Here is a 26,592-nt window from a genome sequence, read left to right as displayed (position 1 = left end):
GTGAATTGGCGAGGCTCCCATGAAAGTCGCGATCATCGGTGGCGGACCTGCGGGTCTCTATGCTGCGATCCTGCTCAAGAAGCAGCGCCCCGGCGCCGATATCACCGTGTATGAGCGCAACCGGGCCGACGATACCTTCGGCTTCGGCGTGGTGTTCTCGGATGCCACGCTGGACAATTTCGAAAAGCATGATCCGCCGAGCTATCGCCGCATCACCCAGGAGTTCGCGTACTGGGACGATATCGCGGTGCATTTTCGCGGCACCGTGCACCGGGTCGGCGGCAACGGCTTCTGCGGCTGCTCCCGGCGCAAGCTGCTTCTGATCCTGCAGGAGCGGGCGCGCGAGCTCGGGGTCGTCCTCCACTTCGAGGTGGACATCGAGGACGAAGCTCGCTTCGCCGATGCCGACCTGGTGCTGATCGCCGACGGCATCAACAGCCGCTTCCGCGAGAAATATGTCGATCATTTCGAGCCGGAAGTCGATCTGCGTACCAACAAGTTCGCCTGGATGGGCTCGACCAGGCCGCTCGACGCCTTCACCTTCATCTTCCAGGAAACCGAGTGGGGGCCGTTCATCGCCCACGCCTATCAGTATGAGGCCGGACACTCGACCTGGATCTTCGAGACCGATCCCGACACGTTCGAGCGCGCCGGCCTGACAGAACTGGACGAGACGCAGTCCGCCGCGCGGATGGCCGAGATCTTCGGCTGGTTCCTCGATGGGCACAAGCTCCTCACCAATCGCTCGATGTGGCGCAATTTCCCGATGATCCGCAGCAAGCGCTGGGTCAAGGACAACATGGTGCTGCTTGGCGATGCCAAGGCGAGCGCGCATTTCTCGATCGGCTCCGGCACCAAGCTCGCGATGGAAGACGCGATCGCGCTTGCCGAAGCGATGGAGAGGGCCCCGGACATCAAGGCCGCACTCGACATTTACGAGCACGGCCGCCGCGAGGAGGTCGAGAAGACCCAGCACGCCGCCGACGTGTCGCTGGTCTGGTTCGAGCACGTCGACCGCTTCTGGGATTTCGACCCCGTGCAGTTTGCCTTCGGCGTGATGACGCGATCGAAGGCGATCACCTACGACAACCTCAGGCTTCGCGCGCCCGATTTCGTGGCCGAGGTGGAGAAGTCGTTTGCCAGACAGGTTCGCGACAGCGGCTTTGAGGTCGACACCCAAAAGCCCGCGGTGCCGTTGTTTCAGCCGTTCCGGCTGCGCGAGATGGAGATCGCCAATCGCGCCGTGATGTCGCCGATGTGCATGTACTCGGCGAAGGAGGGCGTGCCGACCGATTTCCACCTCGTGCACTATGGCTCGCGTGCGATCGGCGGTGCCGGCCTCATCTTCACCGAGATGACCTGCGTCAGCCGCGATGCCCGCATCACGCCCGGCTGCGCCGGATTGTGGAACGACGAGCAGGAAGCCGCTTGGCGGCGCATCGTGGATTTCGTCCACGGCAATTCGGCTGCAAAGATCTGCCTGCAACTCGGCCACGCCGGCCGCAAGGGCGCGACCAAGCTGATGTGGGACGGGATGGACCGTCCCTTGGAGGAGGGCGGCTGGGACGTGGTCTCGGCATCGCCGCTGCCCTATTTTCCCGACAGTCAGGTTCCGCGCGAGCTCGACCGCGCCGGCATGAACGCGGTGAGGGAAGCGTTCGTTGCGGCGGCCGAGCGCGGCGAGCGCTGCGGCTTCGACATGCTCGAGCTGCATTGCGCCCACGGCTACCTGCTCGCGAGCTTCATCTCGCCACTGACGAACACCCGCACGGACGAATATGGCGGCTCGCTCGAGAACCGTCTGCGGTTCCCGCTCGAAATCTTCGAAGCACTGCGGGCTGTATGGCCGAAGCATAAGCCGATGTCGGTTCGTATTTCCGCGACCGACTGGGCTGAAGGCGGTATCACCGGCGACGATGCCGTGGCAATTGCACGCGCTTTCGCCGAAGCCGGCGTCGATCTCGTCGACGTCTCGACGGGACAGACCGTCCGCGATGCGCAGCCGGTCTACGGCCGCATGTTCCAGACTCCGTTCTCGGATCAGGTTCGCAACGAGGCGCGGGTGGCGACGATGTGCGTCGGCAACATCACGACGGCGGATCAGGCCAATACGATCCTGGCAGCCGGCCGGGCGGATCTCGTCGCGCTCGGCCGGCCGCATCTGGTCGATCCGTTCTTCACCATGAAGGCGGCGGCCTGGTACGGCGCAGATGGGGCGTTCTGTCCGCCGCAATATCTGCCGGGAAAAGAGCAAATTTTCCGCAACAGCGTGCGCGACCGGCAGGACCTCGAGGAGCTGAGAATTAAGGCTAAGCCCAAGACCCGGGCCGAGCTCAAGGCGGAGGCGACAAACCCGCTTGCGGCGGAGTGACCGCCCGTGCGACGTTAACCCATTGCCTGTGTTTCGAGTGGAGTAAGGGCGATGAAGGCGATTATCGTCGGTGGCGGTATCGGTGGTCTCACCACGGCATTGATGTTGCGGTCGCGCGGCCTCGACTGCGAGATTTTCGAGCAGGCCGACACCATTCGCGAGCTGGGGGTCGGCATCAACACGTTGCCGCACGCCATGCGGGAACTCGCCGGTCTCGGTTTGCTCCAGAAGCTCGATGACGTCGCTGTTCGCACCGACCAGCTCTATTATCTCAACCGCCATGGTCAGGAGGTCTGGCGCGAAGCCCGCGGCATCGACGCCGGCCACGACGTGCCGCAATTCTCGATCCACCGCGGCCGCCTCCAAGGCGTCATCCACCGCGCCGTCGAGGAACGGCTTGGGGCCGATGCCATCCACACCGGCTGCCGGCTGGGCGCGTTCACACAGGACGAGGGCGGCGTCACAGCCTATTTCTTCGATCGCGCTGGCGCGCACATTCACACCGCGCGCGGCGACATTCTGATCGGCGCCGACGGCATCCATTCCCGCGTCCGCGAGACGCTGTTCCCGAACGAGGGACCGCCGTGCTGGAACGGCCTGATGCTGTGGCGCGGCGCGCGCGACTGGCCGCTGTTCCTGACCGGCAAATCGATGATCGTGGCCGGCGGTCTCAATGCCAAGGTGGTGATCTATCCGATCGCGGAAGGATCGAGCCCGGCCAGCCGCCTGACCAATTGGGCCGTACTGGTGAAGGTCGGGGAGGGTAACGCCCCGCCGCCGCGCAAGGAGGACTGGTCACGGCCGGGCCGCCGCGAGGAGCTGATGCCGCACGTCGCGCGCTTCTCGGTGCCCTATATCGACGTGAAGAGCCTGATCGCGGCGACACCCGAATTCTACGAATATCCGACCTGCGACCGCGATCCCCTGCCTTACTGGTCGTCCGGACGGGTCACGCTGCTCGGCGATGCCGCGCATCCCATGTATCCCGTCGGCTCCAACGGCGCCTCGCAGGCGATCCTCGATGCGCGCTGCCTTGCCGACGCGCTGGTGCGCGCCGAGCATCCGCGCCAGGCGTTGCTCGAGTATGAGAAGAAGCGCCTGCCGATGACGGCCGATATCGTTCGCTCCAACCGGCGCGGCGGCCCCGAGGGCGTCATCGACGCCGTCGAGCAGCTCGCCCCTGATGGCTTCGACAATGTCGACAATGTGCTGAGCTATTCCCAGCGCGAGGCCATCGTGCGCGGCTATGCCGCCAAGGCCGGTTTCGCCGCCGTGCCGGGACTCGCGGCGGTGCGCGCCTGAACCGCGCCGCTAGCCGCCGGGCGGCGGCGGCAGGAAGTGGATGTTGAACTCGGCCGCCAACGCCACCACGTCCTCCGGCTTCTGCTCCTTCATGTTGTGAAGGCCCCAGAACAGGTCGAACAGCTTGCGGCTCGGCGAGACCCAGAACAGCACTTTGGCGGTCTGCTCCGACTTGTTGAAGATGCCGTGCGGGACACCCATGCCGAGCCGGATCAGATCGCCTGCGGTGGCCTGCGACTCCGAATTGCCCAGCATGAAATCGAGCTTGCCCTCCAGCATGTAGAGATACTCGTCCTGGTCGGGATGGATGTGCGGCGGCACGAACGTGCCCGGCGGCAGCGTCGCATGCCAGGAGAAGCTGTGCTCGGCATAGCTTTTCGGCACATAGGTCTGGCCGAGGATGTTCCAGGAGATGCCCTGGATGCCTTCATTGGCCCGTGTGATGCCGGTGATTTCGCTCTTCATTGCAGTCCTCCCTTAACGCAGTACGCCGCTTAGTTCGCCGCCTTGCAGTCCTTGGCATAACGGTCGCCGTAATTCTCGAAGACCTTCTGCACGATCTCGGTCTGGAACTTGCCGTCGGGACGCTTGGCCACCTTGGTCAGATAGAAGTCCTGGATCGGATAGCCGTTGGTGTTGAACTTGAAGGTGCCGCGCAGCGAGGTGAAGTCGGCCTTCTTCAGCGCCGCCTGGACCGCTGCCTTGTTCGACAGATCGCCCTTCACGGCCTTGACCGCGCTGTCGATCAGCATCGCGGCGTCATAGGCCTGGAAGGCGTAGGTGCCGGGCACGACATTGTAGGCGGCCTCGTAGGACGCCACGAACTTCTTGTTCTGGGGATTGTCGAGATTGGGTGCCCAGTTCGCACCGCCAAACATGCCGACGGCGGCATCTTGCTGGGCCGGCAGGGTCGATTCATCCACCGTGAACGCCGAGAGCACCGGAATGCTGTCGGCGAGGCCGGCCTGCCGGTACTGCTTGACGAGATTGACGCCGAGACCGCCGGGCATGAACGTGAACAGCGCATCGGGCTTCTGTGAGGCGATCTTGGACAGCTCCGGCTGGAAATCCAGCGTGTTCAGCGGCATGTAGGATTCCTCGACGATCTCGCCCTTGTAGTCGAGCTTGAAGCCCGCCACCGAATCCTTGCCGGCCTGATAGTTCGGCACCATCAGGTACATGCGCTTGTAGCCGCGATCCTGCGCGACCTTGCCGAGGATCGCGTGCACTTGGTCGTTCTGGTACGAAGTCACGTAGAAGAACGGGTTGCAGTCCTTGCCGGCGAAGGTCGACGGACCGGCATTGGGGCTGATCAGGAAGGTTTTCGATTCCGTGATAGGCCGGTGGATCGCCTGCAGGATGTTGGAGAAGATCGGGCCGACCACGAAGTCGACCTTGTCGCGCTCGAGAAGCCCCTTGACCTTGGTCACCGCCGCATCCGGCTTGAGCTCGTCATCCGCAACGATCACCTCGACATCGCGGCCGCCCATCTTGCCGCCGAGATCCTTCACCGCGAGCGCAAAGCCGTCGCGAACCTGTTGACCCAGCGCAGCGGCGGGTCCCGACAGGGTCACCACCACGCCCAGCTTGATCTTCTCCTGCGCCACGGCTGGATTGAGGGCGGTGCCGACCAGCAAGGCGGCTGCGGCCAAGGTCAATTGAGTCTTCATGATCTGTCCCCGTGACATCGAGGCTTGCGCTGCAAGCCGCGTACTTCAATCCAAGCTTATGCCGATGACGGCTGCCGCGGCAAGCAGCGCGCAAGCCATCGCCATCCTGCGGGCAGCGCGCATGCAAGGGGCGCGCCAATTATTTGAAGCCTAAAGAAATTCCGCTGCGGTCGATTGTTGCAGCTTTGGACTTGCGGCCGGCTCCGATTTATTTGAAGCTCAAAATGTTGGGGAATCCGTGCCGGCGCCAATGCCCGCCGAGAGTGACTGCACCGAGATGCTCGATTCCGAGACCAAGGCCGTCGAAACGCCGGAAGACCACGCCGACGAGCTGCGGCTCTGGTTGCGTCTTTTGACCTGCACGACGCTGATCGAGGGCGAGGTCCGCGGCCGGCTGCGGCAGCGGTTCGACGTCACGCTGCCCCGGTTCGATCTGATGGCGCAACTCGACAAGGCCCCGGACGGCATGACGCTGTCCGATGTCTCCAAGCGCATGATGGTGTCGAACGGCAACGTCACCGGGCTGGTCGAGCGCCTTGTGGAGTCCGGTCATCTCGACCGCCGCACGTCGGAAACGGATCGCCGTGTCCAGGTGATCCGCCTCACGAAACTCGGTCGCGCCGAGTTCCGCCGCATGGCTGCGGAACACGAGACCTGGATCGCCGATCTGTTCGCCGACCTCTCGCCCAAGGACGTCCGCGAATTGATGCGGCTGCTCGCCAAGACCAAGGCGTCGGCGCAAAAATCGGCCGCGCGCCGCCGGCCGTAAGCGCAGGGCCGGCGGGCCGCCCCATCCCTTTTGCCGCATGAAAAAGCACGGGATGCCCAAAATCCACTATTGCGCCGAATTGTTTTAAGCCTAAAATGTTTTCCAGATCGTGCTGCCGGGTGCAATCCATGCTGAAAGGAGCGTGCGATGGCCAACGCCGCCAAGGTTCAAGTCACGGGCTCGCATGACGGCAACGCCGCCACGGCCCATGTCGATACGTTTGCGCAGCAGCATCTGCCGCCGCGCGAGCTCTGGCCCGACTTCATCTTCACGCGGCCGGAGCTGAACTATCCGCCACGATTGAACTGTGTCAGCTACTTCCTCGACCGCTGGGTCGAGCAGGGCCATGGGGATGCGCCCTGCGTCCTCAGCCCCGCCATCAGCTACACCTATCGCGAGCTGCAGGCGCTCGTGAACCGTATCGCTAACGTGCTGGTCGGCAAGCTCGGTCTCGTCCCCGGCGGGCGGGTGCTGCTGCGCTCTGCCAACAACCCGATGATGGTTGCGACCTATCTCGCGGTGATCAAGGCCGGCGGCATAGTCGTGGCCACGATGCCGCTGCTGCGCGCCAAGGAGCTGTCTTATCCGATCCAGAAGGCGGAGATTGCGCTGGCGCTGTGCGACGGCAAGCTCGCCGAGGAAATGGAAAAGGCGAGGGCTGCCGCGCCTCATCTGAAGCGTATCGTTTATTGGGGCAACGGCGCGGCGGACTCGCTCGAAGCGCTCATCGCCGACGCAAGTCCGGAGTTCGAAGCCGTCGATACCGCCGCCGCCGACGTCTGCCTGATCGCCTTTACGTCCGGCACGACAGGCGATCCCAAAGGCACCATGCATTTCCACCGCGACATGCTCGCGGTCTGCGACGGCTATGCGCGCAACATCCTGCGGGCCGAGCAGACCGATCGCTTCGTCGGCTCGGCGCCGCTCGCGTTCACCTTCGGATTCGGCGGCGTGCTGTTTCCGATGCACATCGGCGCCTCCTTCGTGGTGCTGGAAAAGACGACGCCCGACGACATCCTGGCGGCGATCGAGCAGGACAGGATCACGGTCTGTTTCACCGCACCCACGGCGTATCGCGCCATGATCGGCAAGCTCGCCGGGCGCGACATTTCCTCGCTGCGCAAATGCGTCTCCGCCGGTGAGACTCTGCCCAAGCCGACCTTCGACGCCTGGCTCAAGGCCACCGGCATCAAGTTGATGGATGGCATCGGCTCGACCGAGCTGCTGCACATCTTCATCAGCGCAACCGAGAATGAGATCCGTCCCGGCGCCACCGGAAAGCCCGTGCCGGGCTACGAGGCCAAGATCGTCGATGACGACGGCCATGACGTGCCGCCGGGCACGATGGGCAAGCTCGCGGTGCGCGGGCCGACCGGTTGCCGCTATCTCGCCGACGAGCGCCAGCGCAAGTACGTCCAGAACGGCTGGAACATCACCGGCGATACCTATCTGATGGATAGCGACGGCTATTTTTGGTACCAGTCCCGCTCCGACGACATGATCGTGTCCTCCGGCTACAACATCGCTGGCACGGACGTTGAAGCGGCCCTGCTCACCCATCCGGCGGTCGCCGAGTGCGGTGTGGTCGGCGCCCCCGACGAGGCACGCGGCATGATCGTGAAGGCCTATGTCGTCGCTGCACCCGGCGTGACGCCGGATGCTCAGCTCGTGGCCGAGCTGCAGGAGCATGTCAAACGCGAGATCGCGCCATACAAATATCCGCGGGCCATCGCGTTCGTGACGCAACTGCCGAAGACCGAGACCGGCAAACTGAAGCGCTTTGCCCTGCGGCAACTGGCGCAGGCCGCCGTGACGTCCTCGGGCGTCGCGGCGGAATGAGAAAAGGATGACGAATTGTCCGTGACGACGCCGAAAGGCCCGCAGCTTGCGGTGCTGCCGACAGCCACCGAGGATGGCACCCGTTCGCGGATGCAGGTGCTCCAGCCGTCGGGCTGGCCGATGCCGAAGGGCTATGCCAACGGCATGGCCGCCGAAGGGCGCATCGTCGTCACCGGCGGCGTGATCGGCTGGGACGCCGAGGAGCATCTCGCCGACGGCTTCGTTGCGCAAGTGCGCCAGACCTTGAGCAACATCGCGGCGATCCTGGCCGAGGCCGGCGCGCGGCCCGAGCACCTCGTGCGTCTGACCTGGTACGTCGTCGACATGGACGAGTACCTGTCCAACCTGAAGGCGCTCGGCAAGGTCTACCGTGCCATCTTTGGCACCCATTATCCCGCGATGGCGCTGGTGCAGGTGGTGCGTCTCGTCGAGAAGGCGGCTCGCGTCGAGATCGAGGCCACCGCCGTCATTCCGCGCTGATCGCCCAGACTCAGGCTCGCCTCGTCAGCTACCTTTTCAGCTCGCCTTGGCGAGTTCGTCGTCCTCAGGCGAGTTCAGATAGATGCCCGACATGGTGTCCACCCAGCAAAGATGGTCGTGCACCTTCTTCACGCCTTCGACGTTCTCCGTTGCGACGATCGCCGCCTGCCGTGTGCGCTCTTCGGTGATGACGCCGCTGAGGTGAACGATGCCGTCACGGACGATGACGTTGAGTCCGAACGGGCACCAGTCGTTCTTCTCCATGGTCTCGATGATGCGGCTGCGAATGTGATCGTCGTCCGCCGTCGGATCCGGCACCTCGCGGGCGAGCCCCGCCACCGCCTGCAGCAGGTTGGCTCGCGATACGATCCCGACGACCTTGTCGCCGCGCACCACGGGCAGCCGCTTCACGTTGTTGCGCTCCATGAGGTCGACGATCTCGGCGAGCGCTGTATCCTCCGTGATGGTGATGGGCGTGTCGGTCATCACTTCCGAGACCTTGCGGCCGTGCTCGTGGACGAAATCGCTGGCGGATTTGCCAGGACCCAGGATGAACCGCAACCAGCGTCCGCGCTTGCGCCCGGTGCCGATTTCGCTGCGGCGGATGAAATCGCCTTCGGAGACGACGCCGACCAGCTTGCCGGTCTCGTCGACCACCGTGAGGCCGCTGACATGCCGCTTCAGCATGATATTCGCCGCCTCGACGATGCTGGTGTCGGGGGTAACCGAGATGACCGACCGGGTCATGATCTGGTGGGCGCGCATGGACAACTCCGCTGGCTTGTCAAATTTCGATGCGCGAAAACTACCCCGGGCGCCCGGGTGCGGCTTGACTCAGGTCAATGGGGACAACCCGTCCTCACTGATGAAGCAATCGTGATCCGCCCTCCGGTTTGATGCAGCTCAACGCTTATGCGAACGCCGGCCATATCCTTCCGCCGACGTCAGACCGCAGCCCTTGGGATCATTCAGCCATGAGCGTCGTGCAGATATTTCCACGGGCCGAAGAGCCGGCCGTGCAGGTCCTCCCGCTCAGCCCCGCCGCTGCTACCGCAGCTTCGACGGTGAGCGCCGAAAAGCCCGCAGAAAAGACGGCCGCCGCCGACCCTCCGCCTGAATCCGAGCCATATCCACTCGACCGCGCCTTTCACGCCATGCTGGCACGGTTCACCGGCGGAATTTCGCCGCTTGCCTTGTCGCTTGCCTGGCTCGATTGGGGCTCGCATCTCGCTGCGGCGCCGCAGCGCCAGATGGAGATTTCCCGCACCATCCTGCGCGACATCGGCCGGCTGGCGGAAGCCGCCGCGCACGCGGCGTCGCCGGAGCAGAAGCCATGGTCCGTGATTCAGCCGCAGGGACGGGACCGCCGTTTCAGTGGACCGCAATGGGAGACTGCGCCGTTCAATCTGCTGGCGCAGGGGTTCTTGCTCGCAGAACGCTGGTGGCGCGATGCCGCGACGGGCGTGCGTGGCGTCTCGCACCCCAATGAGGCCATCGTCGAGTTCTCGATGCGCCAGATGCTCGACATGCTGGCCCCGTCGAATTTCGCAGCAACCAATCCGAAGGTGCTGGAGAAGGCGTTCCAGAGCGGCGGGGAGAATTTCGTCTTTGGCTGGCAGAACTGGTGCAGCGATCTGATGCGCCTGCTCTCCAACTCGAAGCTGGCGGGTGGCGAGCAATTCGTGGTCGGCAAGACCGTGGCGGCTTCGCCCGGCAAGGTCGTGTACCGCAACGAGCTGATCGAGCTCATTCAGTACCACCCGACCACCGCGCAGGTGAGGCCCGAGCCGATCCTGATCGTGCCGGCCTGGATCATGAAGTACTACATTCTCGATCTCTCGCCGCAGAACTCGCTGGTCAAATATCTGACCGGCCAAGGGTTCACCGTGTTCGCGATCTCCTGGCGCAATCCGGATGCGAGGGATAGGGATCTCGCCTTTGACGATTATCGCAAGCTGGGCGTCATGGCGGCGCTGGACATGATCGGCCTGATCGTGCCGGGGCGGAAGACGCATGCGCTCGGCTATTGTCTGGGCGGTACGCTGCTGTCGATCGCCGCGGCGGCGATGGAACGCGACGGCGACAACCGTCTCGGCACCGTCACTCTCCTTGCGGCCCAGACCGATTTCACCGAGGCCGGGGAGCTGACGCTCTTCATCAACGAGAGCCAGGTCGCCTTTCTCGAAGACATGATGTGGCAGCGAGGCTATCTCGACACGACGCAGATGGCCGGCGCCTTTCAGCTGCTGCGCTCCAACGAGTTGATCTGGTCGCGTCTGTCACATGACTATCTGATGGGCGAGGGCGCGCCGCCGAGCGACCTGATGGCCTGGAACGCGGACGCAACCCGGCTGCCTTATCGCATGCATTCGGAATATCTGCGCAAGCTGTTCCTCGACAACGATCTGGCCGGCGGGCGCTATCAAGTCGACGGCAGGAGCATTTCGCTATCCGATATCCACGCGCCGATGTTCGTGGTCGGCACCCTCGCCGATCACGTGGCGCCGTGGCGATCCGTCTACAAGATCCACTACCAGGTCGATGCCGACGTGACGTTCCTGTTGACCAGCGGTGGTCACAATGCCGGTGTCGTTGCACCTCCGGAAGAGCCCGGCCACAGCTATCAGGTGCTGACCAAGGCTGCCGATGCGCCCTATGTCGGTGCCGACGAATGGCTGAAGCTGGCTCCGCACGTCGAGGGCTCGTGGTGGCCGGAATGGGCCAGTTGGCTAGCGGCGCATTCCGGCGCGCCCAGCGATCCGCCTCGGACCGGAGTTGGAGACGCGCCGGGACTGCCCGATGCGCCGGGAGACTACGTCCACACCTAAGATTGCGGTTCGGATCCTGGCGCGAGATCCGAGGAGCGGAAGGGTTTGGTCTTGTCCAGTTTGCGGTAGGCGTCCGACGCCTTCCGCAGCAGCTTCTTTTCCCGCTTGCGGTTGAGGAAGCGCTTGCCGGCTTCGTGGCCGGCGCCATTCAATGACGCGGCCAGCGCCTGGCCGCGCGCGTCGTCGTTCAATTGTCCGAGCGACCGTTGCGCCTTGCGCAATCGCTTGAGGATGGACTTCTGTTTCGTCAGCGATTCATCGGCGAACAGGTCCTGGAGTGACTCGATCGAATAGGTCATTCGCTTGTTGAGAAGCCGCAGCTTGTGACGCTTCTCGACGTCGAGCTTGCGGAGCTTCCGCGCCTTCTTGAGCAGCTTCGTCTCCCACTCGGCCAGTCGCTCCATTGCATGGTCAGCGAGCGTGCAGCGGCGCAACCGGATGGCTTCCTTGCTGCGCCGGGTCGACCAGGGGCCGCTCTCGATCCAGGCCGAGGCCTGCTCGACAAGGCGGCGATAGCGCGGGGATTGCAGTGCGAGCGCCAGCTCGCGATGGCTCTCGGCGCGTTTTTCGTCCCAGTGCTGAAGCTCGGCGATCACGGCGAGCTCGTCGCCGCTCTCGGCCACGACCCGCTCGATCGCCACATCGAGGTCCCGCACCATGCCGAGCTGGCTGTTCAGCCATTTCAGCTCGGCCCAAATCGTCGGTCGCAGGGCGTCGTCGACCATCGGCGAGAAGAAGCGGATGGCGGTGCGCAGATGCGTCAGGGCGATCCGGATCTGGTGCAGCGCATCGGGATCGCCGCGGCAGGTGCCGTCATGCTGGGCGAGGATGGCGGCAAGGTGACGGCGCGCGATGATCCGGAACGCGGTATCGCAGGCCATCCCGGGACTGAGGCGGCCGGGCAGGGCATTGCGACGTGCCGCCGGCGTGACGCGAGCGGCCGTCGAGATCGTGCTAGGTCGCGCCATCTTTGCCCGCGCCAATCAGATTGCCCTGTTTGCCTGCAGCGATCGCGTTCCGGCAGTTCTGGAGCGTCTGCTCTTGCGTCCCGGATGCATCGATGGTCGCCCAACCGACACGGCCGATATTATAGCGCTCCTGCAGCGCGGCAACCTCTTGCGTGGCGTCGGATGCGTCTCCCCGGCGACTTCCGATCCGCATCTGCCGGGTCGAGAGGTCCGCAATCAGGAACAGGCCGTCCAGCGGCACGTTGCACTCCCTCGCCAGTGCCGCGATCGCGTCTCGTTCGTCCTCGCGGGCAAATACGCCGTCAATGATCGCGGAATGGCCTTGCGCCAGCACCCGCCGGGCAAGTTGAGCCAGCGTGTCGTAGACGCGGGCTGCATGCTCCGGCGTGTAGGCGGTGGGCGGCAGGCGATGGGTGTCCTCGACCCCGAACATCTGCTTGCGGACGATGTCGCTGCGCAGCACGACGGCTCCGGGCGGCGGTGCGATGCGGGGTGCCAGCGCTTGCGCCAGCACCGTCTTGCCGGTGCCTGACAATCCGCCGACGGCGATCAGGCGCGGAGCGGCAGGATGGATCAGCATCCTGGCGAGGTCAAAATAGCGCCGCGCCTGCTCGAGAATGCCGGGGTCGTCGGAATGCGGCGGCCTCAGCCGTGCCAAAGCCACCTGGGCGCGGATCGCCGCCCGGACGGACATGAACAGCGGCAGGGTCGAGAGCGCGTCCAAATTATCGGCGGGCGTCGCGGTGAGATATCGGTTCAGCACGAGGTTGGCCGCGTGCGGCTGATCGTGGTGCAACAGGTCCATCAGCGTGAATGCGAGATCGTAGAGCACGTCGACGGTCGCCATCTGCGCATCGAACTCGATGGCGTCGAACAGCACGGGCCGGTCATCGATCAGAACGATGTTTGCGAGATGCAGGTCGCCGTGGCAACGGCGGACAAAACCCTTCCGGCCGCGCTCCGCGAGCAAGGGGCGGAGACGCGAATAGGCCTCGTGCGAGACTTGACTAAGCTTTTCGATGTCTTCCGGGCCAAAACGCCCACCAGCCCGCAGGCCCTGACTGTTGCCGTCAATCAGGGCGGGGATGGATGAGACCCATACTTTTCCGTCGGGGTCGGCCGCCCCTGCATGCGAAGCCACGATCGCGTCTGCGGCGGCCAAGGCGAGCTTTGGATCCAGCGGCCCCGACTTTGCCAGATGATCCAGCGTTTTGCTTTCGTCGAAGCGCGACATTTCCACCGCATACTCGATCGGCCGGCCGGCGCCGCCAACCTGCACCGACCCATCGGGCTCTTCCGTGATCGCGACGACGCGATGATAGACTTGCGGCGCCAACGGCCGGTTGATCCTGATTTCCTCCTCGCACGCCGCCTTGCGCTTATCGAGCGTCGAATAATCGAGGAAGGGAAACCGGACGGCGCGCTTGATCTTCAGCGCGCGCTTGCCGTCGAGGAACACCGAGGCTCCATGCGTGTCGATCCGCGTCACGCCGGGATGGCCCGTGAGCGTCCGGAAGACCCGCTCCTGGGTCGCCATTTCGTCTTTCATGGAAATGGACATCCGAGCACCATCAGGGCGTCAGCACGGCCGCGCCGAGAATCTGACCGGCCCGCAGCATGGCCAGAACTTCGTTGGCCTGCTCGAGCGGAAATGCCGTCGTTTCGGTGCGCACGCCCGCTTGCGGAGCGATCTTGAGGAAATCGATGCCGTCCTGCCGGGTCAGGTTGGCGACGGAGACCAGCTGCCGCTCGTGCCAGAGCAGATCATAAGGGAAACTTGGAATGTCGGTCATGTGGATGCCCGCGCATACGACGCGCCCGCCTTTGCGGACCGCGCGCAGCGCAGCCGGCACAAGCTCGCCTGATGGTGCGTAGATGATGGCGGCGTCGAGCGGCTCGTCTGGCAGCTCGTCTGATGCTCCCGCCCAGACGGCACCGAGACGACGGGCGAGATCTTGCGCGGCAGCATCGCCGCGTCGCGTGAATGCATGGACCGATCGCCCCTGCCAGTGCGCGACCTGCGCAATGATGTGGCCGGCCGCGCCAAAACCGTAGAGGCCGAGCCGTTCGGCAGGGCCGGCCAGTACCAGCGAGCGCCAGCCGATCAGCCCGGCGCAGAGCAGAGGCGCAATCTCTACGTCGTTGCCGGCCTCACCGAGCGGGAAAGCGTAGCGGGCGTCGGCGACGGCGTGGGTCGCGTAGCCGCCATCGCGGGTGTAGCCGGTGAACAGCGGTGCGTCACACAGGTTTTCCATGCCGTTCCGGCAGAATCGACAGTTTCCGCAGGTGAAGCCGAGCCAGGGAATGCCGACGCGGTCGCCGGGCGCATGCGTTGCGACATTTGGGCCCACGAGATCGACCCGGCCGACGATCTCGTGACCGGGTACGATCGGATAGCGAATATCGGGCAGCTCGGCATCGACGAGATGAAGGTCGGTCCGGCAGACCCCGCAGGCGCTGATCTTCACGCGGAGCTGACCCTCGCCGGGTATCGGGTCGGGCCGCTGCTCCAGCTGGAGCCGCGTTCGCGGGGCCGGCAATACCATCGCGCGCATGAGCTTCTCCGGGGCGAACCGCTCCGACTGAACTATCCATAGAATAGCCGATCGGCCAGTCCTTGACGCCGGTCAACGCCGGCTCCAGACCGCGTTTCCTTGGCTTGACGAGGATCAAGCGTCTCGACGAGCGCCGGCCCTATCGTGGCGCCAAGGAGAATCCCGATGCTTATCAAGGACGTCTTTCTGCCGCTTGCCGGCCAGCCGCGCGGGCCCAAAACTTGAGAACGTCATGATCGCCTGGGATCACTCCGCGCATGCGGCACATGCGGTCGGCGACGCGTTGCCGCTCCCGCAGGCGGCGGCCTCTGTTCGCGTGGTGACCGTGGCGAATGAGAAGACCGACGCGATCGTGCAATCCGGAACCGCTCTGGTCGAAAATCTGAGGGAACACGGTGTCCATGTCTCGTTCGAGGCGGCGACGAGCCGCGGCAGCTCGATCGGCAAGGTCTTGCGAAATTGGACGAATTCCCCCGGCATGGACGCCATCGTGATGGGCGCCTATCATCATTCGCCCCTGAATGAGATCGTCTGGGGCGGTGTGACAATGGCCGTCATTGGCGAGCCACCATGCTGGGTTATGATCTCGCACTAGGCTCGTCATTCGTCCAGCCTGATCGTCAACCATCGAACCGTCGCCGAGCGGGTGCATTTGCTTTCATGTCAACTTATCGTCTGAATAATCTTTTGGCGCCGCGTTCAGTTGCGCTCGTCGGCGCGAGCGCCCGTCCGGTCTCGGTGGGACGCGCCGTTCTCGAGAACATTCGCAAGGCCGAATTCAAGGGGCGATTTGGCCTCGTCAATCCACGCCATGCCGAAATCGGCGGCATCGCCGCGGTCAAGAGTCTGGACGCTCTCGATTTCGTGCCCGAGCTCGTCATCGTCACCGCGCCTGCGCGTGAGATTCCCGGCATCATCGACCAGGCCGGCCGTCGCGGCTCGGCGGGCGCCTTGATCGTCTCGGCCGGGCTCGGCCACGGACCGGGATCTCTGCACGAGGCTGCCATCACCGCAGCCCGCGAGTACGGCATGCGGCTGATCGGACCTAACTGTCTCGGCATCATGATGCCCGGAGTCAGCCTGAATGCCAGCTTTGCCGCGCATATGCCGGGGGCGGGCAGCCTCGCGCTGATCTCGCAATCGGGCGCGATTGCCGCCGGCATGGTCGATTGGGCCGCGCAACGCGGTGTCGGCTTCTCCGGCATCGTCTCGATCGGCGATCAGATCGATGTCGACATTGCCGATCTGCTCGACTATTTCGCGATGGATCACAAGACGCGCGCGATCCTGCTCTACATCGAGTCCATCAAGGATGCGCGCAAGTTCATGTCGGCTGCGCGCGCCGCCGCGCGCGTGAAGCCCGTCGTCGTGGTGAAGTCCGGCCGCATGGCGCAGGGCGCGAAGGCGGCTGCCACGCATACCGGCGCGCTCGCCGGCGCTGACGCCGTGTACGACGCGGCGTTCCGCCGCGCGGGCGTCCTGCGGGTCTCCGACCTGCGTGAGCTGTTCGATTGTGCCGAGACACTCGGCCGCGTCGAATCGCCGGCCGGAAAGCGCCTCGCCATCCTGACCAATGGCGGCGGCATCGGCGTGCTCGCCGTCGATCGACTGGTCGAACTCGGTGGAATTCCGGCGACCATCTCGGCGGAGACGCGCAGGAAGCTGGATGCTGCGTTGCCGCCGACCTGGTCCGGTGCAAATCCCGTCGACATCGTGGGCGACGCCGATGCCGCGCGCTATGCGGCGGCGCTGGAGCTGCTGCTGGCCGATCGCGACAACGACGCGGTTCTGGTTCTCAACGTGCAAACTGCAATTGCCTCGGCGGCCGAGATCGCTCAGACCGTGACGGAGCTCGTCGGCAGGTACCGGAACGAGCACCGCAACTGGGCGAAGCCCGTATTGGCGGCCTGGGTCGGCGCCGATCAGCACATCATTCAGGCGCTTTCAAGCGCGGGTGTGCCGAACTATCCGACTGAGGACGACGCCGTGCGCGGCTTCATGCATCTGGTCCGGCACCGCGAAGTGGTGGAGGAGCTGAGCCAGGTTCCCCCCGCGATGCCCGACACGTTCGTTCCCGACGCTCGAGGGGCGCGGCAGATCGTCACCGCCGCGATCGCGGATGGCCGGCAATGGCTGGAGCCGGTCGAGATCAAGAATCTGCTCGAAGCTTATGACATCGCGATGGTGCCGACCTATGCGGCGGCCGATGTCGAGCAGGCGGTGGCCTATGCAAACGATATCTTCGCACAGGGCGACACAGTCGTATTGAAAATCATGTCGCGGGACATCGTCCACAAATCCGATGTCGGCGGCGTCGTGCTCAATCTGACGACGCCCGAAGCAGTCCGGGGCGCGGCCACGGGCATTATGGCACGTGCAAAAAAGCTGCGCCCGGAAGCCCGCATCGGGGGCGTCATCGTCCAGGCCATGGTCGTCAAGGCAAAGGCGCGCGAGCTGATCCTGGGCCTCGCCGACGATCCCACTTTCGGAACCGTCGTCGTGTTCGGCCGTGGCGGCACGGCGGTGGAAATCATCAACGACAAGGCGCTTGCGCTGCCACCGCTCGATTTGCAGCTCGCCCGCGATTTGATCGACCGCACGCGTGTATCGCGGCTGCTGAAGGCCTATCGTGATGTGCCGGCGGTCAAGCAGGACGCGGTCGCCATGGTGCTGGTCAAGCTGGCGCAGATGGCCGCCGACATTCCCGAGATCCGGGAATTCGACATCAACCCGTTGCTGGCGGACGAAACCGGCGTGACTGCGGTGGATGCCCGCGTCGCGGTCGGTCCACCGCAACGGAAGTTCGTCGGCTCCGGCCCGGCCAATTTCGCCGTTCGGGCCTACCCGTCGCAATGGGAGCGCCGCCTCAAGCTCAAGGAGGATTGGCGCATTTTCGTGCGGCCGATGCGCCCGGAGGACGAGCCGACCATCCACGAATTCCTGCGCCACGTCACGCCGCACGATCTGCGCCTGCGCTTCTTCGCGCCGATGAAGGAGTTTACCCACGAGTTCATCGCGCGCCTGACCCAGCTCGACTATGCGCGCGCGATGGCCTTCATTGCATTCGACGAGGCCACCGGTGAGATGGTCGGCGTGGTCCGGCTCCATTCGGATTCGGTCTACGAGAACGGTGAATACGCGATCCTGCTGCGGTCCGACCTGAAGGGCAGGGGGCTCGGCTGGGCCCTCATGCAGCTCATCATCGACTACGCCAAGTCGGAAGGACTGAAAGTCATCTCGGGCGACGTGCTCCAGGAGAACATCGTGATGCTCGAGATGTGCCGAAACCTGGGTTTCGAGGTCAAGCCGGATCCGGCCGAACCCGACATCTGCGACGTCAAGTTGAAACTCTGAGCGCCAGCTCAGGAGGACGCTTCGGCCGAACCTGCGGCAGTGGATGACTTGGCAGATGTCTTGGCCGATGTTCTGGCCGTCGACCGCAAATTCTTCACGATGATCGCGATCAGCGGCACCAGCACCGGCACGATCGTGCTCAGCGGATGATGCACCGCGCCCGAGACCTGGGCCTGGAGTGCGCGCGCCTCGAGCTGAAGCGCCTCGATGGAGGCGTCGTGGATTTCGCCGGCGAGCTCGATGTCGCGGCCGGACGGAGCGCGGCCGGCGATGACAAAGATGGCAGCGGCGATGGCGAAATTGACGGCACCGAGGATGGCCGCCGCGGCGATCGCGCTCCAGATCTGGACCAGCGCGAAATAGGCCGCCAGCTCCAGCATCAGAAGCCCGAACGCCGCAATCAGTGCCGCGAAGGCGCGCAGGCCGAGGCCGATCAGCAGATGACGCAGCCTGATGTCCGCGATGATCCTGTCGGTGCGCCACAGCACGCGCAGGTGTTTGACCACGTTCTCGGTATTCACCTAGTGTCTCCTCAGCATGAAGCCGACGACCACGCCGAGTGCGAAAGCGGAGGCGAGCGATGTGATGGGACGGTCCGCAATAAGGCCCTGAAGCTGCTCGTGCTCTTCCTCGACGGTCTCGCCGAGCTCGGCGAGCGCAACCCTGATCTGATCGGCGAGCGCCTCGGCGCGATCCTTCGAGCTTTCGAACATCTCTTCGCCGGCGGTGCTCAGCAAGCGCGTCACATCAACCTTCAGCGTGCGCAATTCTTCGCTCATCCTGTCACGGTCGAACATGAACCCGATATCCCCATTGAACGGACGCAAGCCTAGGGCCCGCGCGCCCGATCACGCTTGATTTGGGTCAATCGGCATTGCCGTTCGCTCTTGAGACAGGTCAAGCCGGCCGCCATATGCTGGCCTAGAAATGCCGTCTGAATGGGGACCGGTTGTCCCGACGAGGTGGAAGCGTGAACCACGAACCGCTGTTGCTCGCGACGCCGTCCGGCGACGTGCTGAACCTGCGCCCCGAAGGGCCCTGGACCGCCGCGAATGTGGTAACGCTCGAGACATTGTCCCGGTCGGTCGGAGCCGACGTCGATCGCTCGCGCGCCGTCACCCTGGACATGTCGGGCGTCAGCGCGCTCGACACGCTCGGCGCCTGGGTCCTGGAGAAGCTGTCGCGCAGGGCCGCATCATCCGGAAGGTCGGCCCAGTTCGTCGGCGTCGCAGATCATTTCAGCGGGCTGATGGATGAGGTGCGCCAGGTCAACCGGCACACACCGGCCCCCACGGCTGCGCCCAACCCGGTGCTGTCGAGGCTTGGCGATCTCGGCAAGTCGACGGTCGGATCGCGCGAGGACATCACGATCTTCCTCCAGATGCTCGGTGCCTTGTTCATGGCTATAGTCGGCGTGCTGCGCCGGCCGGGCTCGCTGCGGCTGACCTCGCTGGTCTATCAGCTCTACCGCATCGGGTGGCAGGCGATTCCCATCGTCGCGCTGATCACCTTCCTGATCGGTGCCATCATCGCGCAGCAGGGTTTCTTCCATTTCCGCCGGTTCGGCGCGGAGTCCTACACAGTCGACATGGTCGGCATCCTGGTGCTGCGCGAGCTCGGCGTGCTGATCGTCGCCATCATGGTCGCCGGCCGGTCGGGAAGCGCCTACACCGCCGAGCTCGGCTCGATGAAGATGCGCGAGGAGATCGACGCGCTCTCGACTATGGGGCTCGATCCCGTCGACGTCCTGATCCTGCCGCGCGTTGCGGCCCTGGTCATTGCCTTGCCGATTCTCACTTTCATTGGATCGATTGCCGCGCTCTATGGCGGCGGCCTCGTTGCACAATTCTACGGCGATATGGGACCGGCGATCTACATCGCGCGGCTGCACGAGGCCATCTCCGTCACGCATTTCGAGGTGGGCATCCTGAAGGCGCCGTTCATGGCGCTGGTGATCGGGATCGTGGCCTGCAGCGAGGGACTGCGGGTCAAGGGCAGCGCCGAGTCGCTCGGGCGACAGACCACGACGTCGGTGGTGAAATCGATCTTCCTGGTGATCGTGCTCGACGGCCTGTTTGCGGTCTTCTTTGCCTCGATCGGAATGTGACGATGGACGCATCGCAAGACCAGTTCGCGATCCGCGTCCGTGATCTCGTGGTCGGCTTCGGCCGCCAGACGGTGCTCGACCATCTGTCGCTCGACGTCCGCCGCGGCGAGATCCTTGGGCTGGTCGGGGCGTCCGGCGGCGGCAAGTCGGTGCTGATGCGGACCATCATCGGCCTGATACCGCGCCGCGGCGGGACCATCGACGTGATGGGACAACCCACCGGGGGGCACGGCCGAGGCGCAGCCACGACATGGGGCATTCTGTTCCAGCAGGGGGCGCTGTTCTCCTCACTGACGGTCCGCCAGAACGTCCAGTTTCCCTTGCGCGAAAATCTGGTCCTGTCGCAGGAGCTGATGGACGAGATCGCGATCGCCAAGCTCGAAATGGTCGGCCTGCGTCCCCAGGACGCCGACAAATATCCGGCGGAGCTGTCCGGCGGCATGACCAAGCGCGTGGCGCTGGCCCGCGCGCTCGCGCTCGATCCGCCGATCCTGTTCCTGGACGAGCCGACCTCCGGCCTCGATCCGATCGCCGCCGGCGATTTCGATGCGCTGATCAAGACGCTGCAAAAGACGCTTGGGCTCACCGTGTTCATGGTGACCCACGATCTTGCGAGTCTGACCACCGTCTGCGACCGCGTTGCCGCGCTCGCCGACGGCAAGATCGTGGCGATCGGCCCGATGCGGGAATTGCTGCAATCCGAGCATCCCTGGGTGCGCGCCTATTTTCACGGCAAGCGCTCGCAGATGCTGCAACACGAGATGAGATAAGACATGGAAACCCGCGCTCCCTACGTGCTGATCGGCAGTTTCGTGCTGGCCGCGATCCTCGCGGTGTTCGGCTTCGTCTATTGGCTGAACAACACTGGCGGCATCGGGCCGCGCACGAACTACCATGTGCAATTCCAGGGGCCGGTGCCAGGCCTCCTGGTCGGGGCCGGCGTGCTGTTCAACGGCATCCGCGTCGGCGAGGTGACCCAGCTCGGGCTCGCGCCGGACAACCCGCGCTTCGTCAATGCCACGATTTCGGTTGCGACTGCCACGCCGGTCCGCTCCGATACCAGGGTCGGTCTCGAATTCCAGGGCCTGACCGGCGTGCCGGTGGTGACGTTGGAGGGCGGTATGATCGTCGCCAAATCCGGCGAGCCCGTGACCCTGATCGCCGAGGCCGGCGCCGGTCAGAGCATGACGCAGGCGGCGCGTGATGCGCTGCGGCGGGTCGATACGGTGCTTCAGGACAATTCCGGCCCGCTGAAGGACACCATCGCGAATTTCAAGACCTTCTCCGACGGGCTCGCGCGCAACACCGGCAAGATCGACGGCATTCTGGCCGGCCTGGAGAAGATGACCGGCGGCGGCGCTCCCGCGCAGAAGGTCACCTACGACCTGCACATTCCGCAGAACCTCGGGCCTGCCGGCAAGACGCTCTCGGCGTCACTGGCCATCCCTGAGCCGAGCGCGGTCGCAATGCTGCAGACCCAGCGCATGCTGTTCGTGCCCGTCGGCGACAGGCCGGGCTTTGCCGACTTCCTCTGGGCCGACAGCATTCCGAAGCTGGTGCAGGCACGCCTGATCGACAGTTTTGAGAATTACGACATCGCCCACGCACCGCTGCGCACGAGCGATCTCGGTCAGGCGGATTACCAGCTCTTGATCGACATCCGGCGCTTTCGGATCGCCACTGAGGGCGAGGCGAGGGTCGAGATCGGACTGTCGGCACGGATCGTCGACAAGAACGGCAAGGTGATTGCCTCGCGCCTGGTCGAGGCCAGCGAGAAGCTCGACAAGGTCGAGCCCGCCGCTTCAGTCGCCGCCTTCGACGCGGCCTTTGCCCGCATCGCCAAGGAGCTGATCGGGTGGACCGTGCAGGCGGTATGACGCCGTCTATTCCAGGGTCTTCAGGTAGGACAGAAGGTCGTGGATCTGGTCCGGACTGAGCTCGAAGGCCGGCATGTCGGCGTGACCGGTGTTGATTCCCTCGGCCAGCGCCTCGCCCAGGGTCTCGATTGGGTAACGCCGATGCAGGATGCGCAGCGGGGGTGCGCCCTCGAGCGGGCTGCGGGAGGCGCGGTCAATGGCATGGCAGTGCGCGCAATTGGCCCTCGCAAAAGCCTTGCCACGCTGTTCGGCGGTCGGTGCCGCCAGGGCAGGCGTAACCAGAAGCAGCCCGATCAGGCTGTGACGTAGGGCGCCTTGCAGCATGGAAGAATGATCCCGTCGAGCTCTGAAGCAGAATAAGACGGGGATGCCACCCAAATTTGATCTGAGTCAATTGGCTTTGGCGCAGTGCAGTAAAATCCAGCCGCGCGGTGGACTCGGCCTGGGGGCGGGGTGCAGCCGGCGCGGGGAGCGGTGGATGAAGCCTTCCGTGGTCATGATTGAGCCGAACGGACATTTTTGCAACGATTGTGCCGTACGCGGTGCGGCTGTTTGTTCGTCGCTGAATGCAATCGAGCTCAGGGAGTTCGAGCATCTCGGACGCCGCGTTCATTTCGAGTCGGGCGAGACCGTTTTCTCCGAAGAGGACATCACGACCTCGTTCTACAACGTCCTCGAGGGCGTCATGCGGCTGTACAAGCTGCTGCCCGACGGCCGGCGGCAGATCGTCGGTTTCGCCTTGCCTGGCGATTTCCTGGGGATGAACCTTTCCGGCCGGCACAATTTTTCGGCCGATGCGATCGGTGTCGTGACCGTCTGCCAGTTCGCCAAAGCTCCGTTCAGCCGTTTCATCGAAGACCGGCCGCTTCTGCTCAAGCGGATCAACGAGCTGGCCATTCGCGAGTTGAGCCAGGCGCGCGATCATATGGTGCTGCTGGGCCGTCGTTCGGCCGACGAGAAGGTAGCGACCTTCCTGCTCGGCTGGCGTGAACGGCTGGTCGCGAACAAGGGCCTATCCGACACGGTTCCACTGCCGATGAGCCGCCAGGACATCGCCGACTATCTCGGCCTGACCATCGAAACCGTCAGTCGCACCTTCACCAAGCTGGAGCGTCACGGCGTGATCGAGATCATTCACGGCGGCATAAGCCTGCTCGATCCCGCGCGCGCCGAGGCCCTGGCCGCGGCCTGATCTTCCGACGCCCCCCACGTTTTTGATCTCGATCAATGACGCCGTCTCGCTGCAGCAAAATAATGCTGCAAATCATGGGGGGAGGGAACAATGCCCGCTGACGCGTTGCTGGTGACCGTTGTCGTCGTCGCAATCTTCGTCGTATTTGCCGCTGTTCTGGCTTGGGCCGACCGGCAAACCAATTCCATCCGGCTCGACCCGGATTCCAAGCGCTGAAGCTCCCGCGATCGTAGTCCGCTCAGACCTGCCAACAGGCTGAGCTCGTCCGGCCGGCTTGGCTGTTCGCCGGCCTGTCGACGCATTGCGGCCTTGCGTCGCCCGCAACTCTGCATCGATTCGAATGCTCTGGTGCAGCCTTCGGATGCGGGCTTTCGGCTCGATCGCGGACTTTTCGCCTCATTTGTCTCAAACCCCGCGCGTGCTTTCCGGTTGAAAAGCCTGATAACGTTGACTACGCAGGAACCTCAGTGCCTCGCAGTCTTAGGAGCCGCGGCGTGCCTCAGGACAAGACCGGCGATCCCCGACAGTCGGCGGGCAACAAGCTATCGGTCCTGCGCAAGCACCCGATCTTCGCGGATCTGGAGCCGGAAGCGCTCGATCAGCTCTGTCGCTACGCCAAGCACACCACCGTGAAGCGCGGCGCGACGATCGCCGCCAAGGGCGATCCCGGCAACAATCTGTTCGCGGTGATCTCGGGGACGGTGAAGATCTCCTCCTCGTCGCCGGACGGGCGGAATGCGATTCTGAACCTGATCGGTCCCGGGGAAATCTTCGGCGAGATCGCGGTGCTCGACGGCGCGCCGAGATCGGCCGATGCGACCGCCAACACCAATTGCGAGCTCTACATCATCGACCGCCGGGACTTCCTGCCGTTCGTGAAGAGCCAGCCGGCGCTGGCGATGAAATTCATCGAGCTGCTCTGCGCGCGCTTGCGCTGGACCAGCCAGCAGGTCGAGCAGGTGATCCTGCAGAATCTGCCGGGCCGGCTCGCGAGCGCGCTGCTCGGTCTCACCGAGGAGCGCAAGTTCGACTCCGGCAGCGGCACCCTCGCCATCACGCAGCAGGAGATCAGCGAGATGGTGGGGATGACGCGCGAGAGCATCAACAAGCAATTGCGCGCCTGGGCCGGCCGCAACTGGGTTCGCCTCGAGCACGGCGCCATCGTCGTGCTGGATACGGATGCGCTGCGCGAACTCGCCGAGAGCGGCCTCGACGGCGAGTGACGGCGTCCGCCTAAGTGTCGATGATGGCGACGGCGCGGGTCCACCCCGCCGAGGCGCGTTCGATCTTGACCGGAAAGCATGAGACCGTGAATCCGGTCGAAGGCAATTGGTCGAGGTTGTGCAGCTTCTCGAGATGGCAATAGCCGATATGCCGTCCCGCCTTGTGGCCCTCCCAGATCAGGCCGGCGTCATGCGTCTCTGCATATTTCTTCGCGGTATAGACGAACGGCGCGTCCCAGCTCCAGCCGTCGGTGCCGGTCAGCCGCACGCCGCGCTCGAGCAGGTACATGGTGGCTTCATAGCCCATGCCGCAGCCGGAATTCACGTATTCGGCCTTGCCGAACTTTGCGGCGGCGCTGGTGTTGACGACGACGATCTCCAACGGAGACAGGGTGTGCCCGATGCGTTTCAGCTCCTTCTCGACGTCGTCGGCGCCCGCCACGTAGCCGTCGGGCAGATGCCGGAAGTCGAGCTTCACGCCCGGCTGAAAGCACCATTCCAGCGGGACCTCGTCGATCGTCCATGACCGTTCGCCGCGGTTCATGGTCGGATGGAAGTGCCAGGGCGCGTCGAGATGCGTGCCGTTGTGGGTCGACAGCGAGACCTGCTCGACGGCCCAGCCCTGTCCGTCAGGCAGATCCTGGGCCTTGAGGCCGTCGAAGAATTGCAGCATCCGCGGCAGGCCCTGCTGGTGGTCGATATACTAAATGGCGGGATGGTTGCCCGGCGGATCGGCCGTCACGTCGTTTCTGAGCGGCACCGAGATATCGATCAGCTTCCGCGGCATTGGACATTCCTTCGAGATGGTCCGCTGTGCCGGTCATCTTGAGGGGCCTAGATTGCTGGCGTCAAGTCGCGTGCCCGGAGGCAGCCTGCCCGCCCGACCCCACCGCAATGCGAATTGCGCCAGAAATCGATCGATGCAAGTGTTGCATCGATCGATGCCGGATTTGGCTTGGACAGAGAATGCCGCCCGCCCTACGGACGACATTGGCGCTTGACTTCATGCTTGAGGTGGAGCGACCCAAGGCGGCCCCGCAGCATCCGCCGGACCACGACAAAATCAACCCAGGAGGAAAGCCCAGATGAAGACACTCACCGGTATCATCACAGCCGTTGCACTGGCGGTCTCAGCGCCCCTGGCGTCCGCACGCGATTTCCGTTCGGCCGACGTCCACCCCGCCGATTATCCGACCGTCGAGGCGGTCAAGTTCATGGGCAAGCAGCTCGCGGCGGCGAGCGGCGGCAAGCTTGGTGTGAAGGTGTTTCCCAATGGAGCCCTGGGCTCCGAGAAGGACACCATCGAGCAGCTCAAGATCGGCGCACTCGACATGATGCGCATCAACGCATCGCCGCTCAACAATTTCGTGCCCGAGACCATCGCCCTGTGCCTGCCCTTCGTATTCCGCGACACGCAGCACATGCGCGCCGTGCTCGATGGGCCGATCGGCGACGAGATCCTGGCCGCGATGGAGCCTGCGGGTCTGATCGGTCTCGCCTATTACGACAGCGGCGCCCGGTCCATCTACACCGTCAAGGCACCCGTCAAGTCGCTCGCCGACCTCAAGGGCCTGAAGATCCGCGTCCAGCAATCCGATCTCTGGGTCGGCATGATCCAGAGCCTCGGCGCCAACCCGACGCCGATGCCGTATGGCGAGGTCTACACCGCGCTGAAGACCGGCCTGGTGGATGCGGCCGAGAACAACTGGCCGTCCTACGAGTCCTCGCGCCATTTCGAGGCGGCCAAGTTCTACAACATCACCGAGCACTCCCTCGCGCCCGAAGTCCTCGTGATGTCGAAAAAGGTCTGGGACACGCTGAGCAAGGAGGATCAGGCGACGATCCGCAAGGCGGCCAAGGAATCGGTGCCCGTGATGCGCAAGCTGTGGGACGAGCGTGAGCAGGCGTCCCGCAAGACGGTCGAGGCGGCCGGCGTTCAGGTCGTCACGATCGCCAACAAGACGGAATTCGTCGATGCGATGAAGCCGGTCTATCAGAAGTTTGCCGGCGACGAGAAGCTGCAGAGCCTCGTCAAGCGCATCCAGGGCACGAAGTAG

General features: G+C 64.4%; 23 protein-coding genes and 2 pseudogenes. 15 read left to right on the top strand and 10 right to left on the bottom strand.

Going from position 1 to position 26,592, the window contains the following annotated elements; all coding sequences use genetic code 11:
• Positions 1-19: 19 nt before the first annotated feature.
• Together DCM80_RS07530 and DCM80_RS07525 are read left to right on the top strand one after the other, a co-directional pair.
• Positions 20-2,371 (top strand): bifunctional salicylyl-CoA 5-hydroxylase/oxidoreductase, encoded by a 2,352-nt coding sequence (locus tag DCM80_RS07530; RefSeq protein WP_257196402.1) that lies wholly within the window; start codon positions 20-22, stop codon positions 2,369-2,371.
• Between the two features lie 51 nt (positions 2,372-2,422).
• On the top strand, positions 2,423-3,673 hold the full coding sequence (locus DCM80_RS07525) for a flavin-dependent oxidoreductase (protein WP_257196401.1): 1,251 nt from the start codon (positions 2,423-2,425) through the stop codon (positions 3,671-3,673).
• Between the two features lie 9 nt (positions 3,674-3,682).
• On the opposite strand, the gene DCM80_RS07520 is transcribed toward DCM80_RS07525, so the two are convergent.
• Together DCM80_RS07520 and DCM80_RS07515 are read right to left on the bottom strand one after the other, a co-directional pair.
• On the bottom strand, positions 3,683-4,138 hold the full coding sequence (locus tag DCM80_RS07520; protein WP_247801388.1) for a cupin domain-containing protein: 456 nt from the start codon (positions 4,136-4,138) through the stop codon (positions 3,683-3,685).
• Between the two features lie 29 nt (positions 4,139-4,167).
• Positions 4,168-5,343, bottom strand: a complete 1,176-nt coding sequence (locus DCM80_RS07515) for an ABC transporter substrate-binding protein (RefSeq protein WP_257196400.1) — start codon at positions 5,341-5,343, stop codon at positions 4,168-4,170.
• A gap of 250 nt (positions 5,344-5,593) precedes the next feature.
• Here DCM80_RS07515 and DCM80_RS07510 point away from each other — a divergent pair, with 250 nt between their 5' ends.
• From DCM80_RS07510 to DCM80_RS07500, 3 genes are all read left to right on the top strand, one after another.
• Positions 5,594-6,112 carry a MarR family winged helix-turn-helix transcriptional regulator gene (locus DCM80_RS07510; protein ID WP_257196399.1) on the top strand — a complete coding sequence of 173 codons (519 nt, stop codon included), beginning with the start codon at positions 5,594-5,596 and terminating at the stop codon, positions 6,110-6,112.
• Between the two features lie 147 nt (positions 6,113-6,259).
• Positions 6,260-7,951: a benzoate-CoA ligase family protein gene (locus DCM80_RS07505; RefSeq protein WP_257196398.1), complete on the top strand. Its 1,692-nt coding sequence runs from the start codon at positions 6,260-6,262 to the stop codon at positions 7,949-7,951.
• Between the two features lie 21 nt (positions 7,952-7,972).
• A complete protein-coding gene (locus DCM80_RS07500) occupies positions 7,973-8,431 on the top strand; it encodes a RidA family protein (protein ID WP_257196397.1) in 459 nt (152 codons plus the stop codon).
• Between the two features lie 36 nt (positions 8,432-8,467).
• On the opposite strand, the gene DCM80_RS07495 is transcribed toward DCM80_RS07500, so the two are convergent.
• On the bottom strand, positions 8,468-9,196 hold the full coding sequence (locus DCM80_RS07495) for a CBS domain-containing protein (RefSeq protein ID WP_028137655.1): 729 nt from the start codon (positions 9,194-9,196) through the stop codon (positions 8,468-8,470).
• Positions 9,197-9,405: 209 nt separating this feature from the next.
• Here DCM80_RS07495 and DCM80_RS07490 point away from each other — a divergent pair, with 209 nt between their 5' ends.
• Positions 9,406-11,259, top strand: coding sequence for an alpha/beta hydrolase (locus DCM80_RS07490; RefSeq protein WP_257196396.1), 1,854 nt, complete (start codon positions 9,406-9,408; stop codon positions 11,257-11,259).
• Here the strand turns inward: DCM80_RS07490 and DCM80_RS07485 are convergent.
• The 3 genes from DCM80_RS07485 to DCM80_RS07475 are packed head-to-tail and all read right to left on the bottom strand — an operon-like array spanning position 11,256 to position 14,782.
• The gene (locus tag DCM80_RS07485; protein WP_257196395.1) at positions 11,256-12,227 is read right to left on the bottom strand and encodes a CHAD domain-containing protein; all 972 of its coding nucleotides are present in this window, start codon (positions 12,225-12,227) and stop codon (positions 11,256-11,258) included. The genes DCM80_RS07490 and DCM80_RS07485 overlap by 4 nt on opposite strands.
• The gene (locus tag DCM80_RS07480) at positions 12,214-13,776 is read right to left on the bottom strand and encodes a bifunctional aminoglycoside phosphotransferase/ATP-binding protein (protein ID WP_257196394.1); all 1,563 of its coding nucleotides are present in this window, start codon (positions 13,774-13,776) and stop codon (positions 12,214-12,216) included. The genes DCM80_RS07485 and DCM80_RS07480 overlap by 14 nt, the downstream gene beginning before the upstream one ends.
• Before the next feature lie 22 nt (positions 13,777-13,798).
• Positions 13,799-14,782 (bottom strand): zinc-dependent alcohol dehydrogenase family protein, encoded by a 984-nt coding sequence (locus tag DCM80_RS07475; protein ID WP_257196393.1) that lies wholly within the window; start codon positions 14,780-14,782, stop codon positions 13,799-13,801.
• A 214-nt stretch (positions 14,783-14,996) separates the two neighbouring features.
• Between DCM80_RS07475 and DCM80_RS07470 the strand changes: the two are divergent.
• Positions 14,997-15,377 (top strand): annotated as a pseudogene (locus DCM80_RS07470) (universal stress protein); the annotation flags it as partial.
• Positions 15,378-15,442: 65 nt separating this feature from the next.
• Complete coding sequence (locus tag DCM80_RS07465; RefSeq protein ID WP_257196392.1) at positions 15,443-18,136, top strand: bifunctional acetate--CoA ligase family protein/GNAT family N-acetyltransferase; 2,694 nt, start codon at positions 15,443-15,445, stop codon at positions 18,134-18,136.
• Between the two features lie 8 nt (positions 18,137-18,144).
• On the opposite strand, the gene DCM80_RS07460 is transcribed toward DCM80_RS07465, so the two are convergent.
• Both DCM80_RS07460 and DCM80_RS07455 read right to left on the bottom strand, forming a co-directional pair.
• Positions 18,145-18,657, bottom strand: coding sequence for a phage holin family protein (locus DCM80_RS07460; protein ID WP_257196391.1), 513 nt, complete (start codon positions 18,655-18,657; stop codon positions 18,145-18,147).
• Positions 18,658-18,933, bottom strand: coding sequence for a hypothetical protein (locus DCM80_RS07455; protein ID WP_257196390.1), 276 nt, complete (start codon positions 18,931-18,933; stop codon positions 18,658-18,660).
• A 173-nt stretch (positions 18,934-19,106) separates the two neighbouring features.
• On the opposite strand from DCM80_RS07455, the gene DCM80_RS07450 reads away from it, so the two are divergent.
• The 3 genes from DCM80_RS07450 to DCM80_RS07440 are packed head-to-tail and all read left to right on the top strand — an operon-like array spanning position 19,107 to position 22,120.
• Positions 19,107-20,243 (top strand): ABC transporter permease, encoded by a 1,137-nt coding sequence (locus DCM80_RS07450; RefSeq protein WP_257175691.1) that lies wholly within the window; start codon positions 19,107-19,109, stop codon positions 20,241-20,243.
• Between the two features lie 2 nt (positions 20,244-20,245).
• A complete protein-coding gene (locus DCM80_RS07445; protein WP_028137647.1) occupies positions 20,246-21,013 on the top strand; it encodes an ABC transporter ATP-binding protein in 768 nt (255 codons plus the stop codon).
• Positions 21,014-21,016: 3 nt separating this feature from the next.
• Positions 21,017-22,120: an MlaD family protein gene (locus tag DCM80_RS07440; protein ID WP_257196389.1), complete on the top strand. Its 1,104-nt coding sequence runs from the start codon at positions 21,017-21,019 to the stop codon at positions 22,118-22,120.
• 6 nt (positions 22,121-22,126) lie between these two features.
• On the opposite strand, the gene DCM80_RS07435 is transcribed toward DCM80_RS07440, so the two are convergent.
• Entirely contained in the window at positions 22,127-22,444 is a 318-nt protein-coding gene (locus DCM80_RS07435) for a cytochrome c (RefSeq protein ID WP_257196388.1), read from the bottom strand.
• A gap of 154 nt (positions 22,445-22,598) precedes the next feature.
• Between DCM80_RS07435 and DCM80_RS07430 the strand changes: the two genes are divergently transcribed.
• The 3 genes from DCM80_RS07430 (at position 22,599) to DCM80_RS07420 (ending at position 24,535) form a co-directional block, all read left to right on the top strand.
• On the top strand, positions 22,599-23,312 hold the full coding sequence (locus DCM80_RS07430) for a helix-turn-helix domain-containing protein (RefSeq protein WP_257175688.1): 714 nt from the start codon (positions 22,599-22,601) through the stop codon (positions 23,310-23,312).
• Positions 23,313-23,402: 90 nt separating this feature from the next.
• A complete protein-coding gene (locus DCM80_RS07425) occupies positions 23,403-23,528 on the top strand; it encodes a hypothetical protein (protein WP_257196387.1) in 126 nt (41 codons plus the stop codon).
• Positions 23,529-23,806: 278 nt separating this feature from the next.
• Positions 23,807-24,535, top strand: coding sequence for a Crp/Fnr family transcriptional regulator (locus DCM80_RS07420; RefSeq protein ID WP_028137643.1), 729 nt, complete (start codon positions 23,807-23,809; stop codon positions 24,533-24,535).
• A 10-nt stretch (positions 24,536-24,545) separates the two neighbouring features.
• Here the strand turns inward: DCM80_RS07420 and DCM80_RS07415 are convergent.
• Positions 24,546-25,322, bottom strand: a pseudogene (locus tag DCM80_RS07415) (cyclase family protein).
• Between the two features lie 298 nt (positions 25,323-25,620).
• Between DCM80_RS07415 and DCM80_RS07410 the strand changes: the two are divergent.
• On the top strand, positions 25,621-26,592 hold the full coding sequence (locus tag DCM80_RS07410; protein WP_257196385.1) for a TRAP transporter substrate-binding protein: 972 nt from the start codon (positions 25,621-25,623) through the stop codon (positions 26,590-26,592).

The organism is Bradyrhizobium sp. WBOS08 (assembly GCF_024585125.1).
In the GTDB taxonomy this organism is placed as follows: domain Bacteria; phylum Pseudomonadota; class Alphaproteobacteria; order Rhizobiales; family Xanthobacteraceae; genus Bradyrhizobium; species Bradyrhizobium japonicum_B.
The sequence above is the reverse complement of the archived record's forward strand: the minus strand, read 5'-3'. Positions and strand labels throughout refer to the sequence as shown.

Bases quoted from the DNA above. Each gene is read 5' to 3' on its own strand.
- DCM80_RS07530 (WP_257196402.1), top strand. From the start codon at position 20: ATGAAAGTCGCGATCATCGGTGGCGGACCTGCGGGTCTCTATGCTGCG.
- DCM80_RS07525 (WP_257196401.1), top strand. From the start codon at position 2,423: ATGAAGGCGATTATCGTCGGTGGCGGTATCGGTGGTCTCACCACGGCA.
- DCM80_RS07520 (WP_247801388.1), bottom strand. From the start codon at position 4,138: ATGAAGAGCGAAATCACCGGCATCACACGGGCCAATGAAGGCATCCAG.
- DCM80_RS07515 (WP_257196400.1), bottom strand. From the start codon at position 5,343: ATGAAGACTCAATTGACCTTGGCCGCAGCCGCCTTGCTGGTCGGCACC.
- DCM80_RS07510 (WP_257196399.1), top strand. From the start codon at position 5,594: ATGCCCGCCGAGAGTGACTGCACCGAGATGCTCGATTCCGAGACCAAG.
- DCM80_RS07505 (WP_257196398.1), top strand. From the start codon at position 6,260: ATGGCCAACGCCGCCAAGGTTCAAGTCACGGGCTCGCATGACGGCAAC.
- DCM80_RS07495 (WP_028137655.1), bottom strand. From the start codon at position 9,196: ATGCGCGCCCACCAGATCATGACCCGGTCGGTCATCTCGGTTACCCCC.
- DCM80_RS07490 (WP_257196396.1), top strand. From the start codon at position 9,406: ATGAGCGTCGTGCAGATATTTCCACGGGCCGAAGAGCCGGCCGTGCAG.
- DCM80_RS07485 (WP_257196395.1), bottom strand. From the start codon at position 12,227: ATGGCGCGACCTAGCACGATCTCGACGGCCGCTCGCGTCACGCCGGCG.
- DCM80_RS07480 (WP_257196394.1), bottom strand. From the start codon at position 13,776: ATGAAAGACGAAATGGCGACCCAGGAGCGGGTCTTCCGGACGCTCACG.
- DCM80_RS07475 (WP_257196393.1), bottom strand. From the start codon at position 14,782: ATGCGCGCGATGGTATTGCCGGCCCCGCGAACGCGGCTCCAGCTGGAG.
- DCM80_RS07465 (WP_257196392.1), top strand. From the start codon at position 15,443: ATGTCAACTTATCGTCTGAATAATCTTTTGGCGCCGCGTTCAGTTGCG.
- DCM80_RS07455 (WP_257196390.1), bottom strand. From the start codon at position 18,933: ATGTTCGACCGTGACAGGATGAGCGAAGAATTGCGCACGCTGAAGGTT.
- DCM80_RS07445 (WP_028137647.1), top strand. From the start codon at position 20,246: ATGGACGCATCGCAAGACCAGTTCGCGATCCGCGTCCGTGATCTCGTG.
- DCM80_RS07440 (WP_257196389.1), top strand. From the start codon at position 21,017: ATGGAAACCCGCGCTCCCTACGTGCTGATCGGCAGTTTCGTGCTGGCC.
- DCM80_RS07435 (WP_257196388.1), bottom strand. From the start codon at position 22,444: ATGCTGCAAGGCGCCCTACGTCACAGCCTGATCGGGCTGCTTCTGGTT.
- DCM80_RS07430 (WP_257175688.1), top strand. From the start codon at position 22,599: ATGAAGCCTTCCGTGGTCATGATTGAGCCGAACGGACATTTTTGCAAC.
- DCM80_RS07425 (WP_257196387.1), top strand. From the start codon at position 23,403: ATGCCCGCTGACGCGTTGCTGGTGACCGTTGTCGTCGTCGCAATCTTC.
- DCM80_RS07410 (WP_257196385.1), top strand. From the start codon at position 25,621: ATGAAGACACTCACCGGTATCATCACAGCCGTTGCACTGGCGGTCTCA.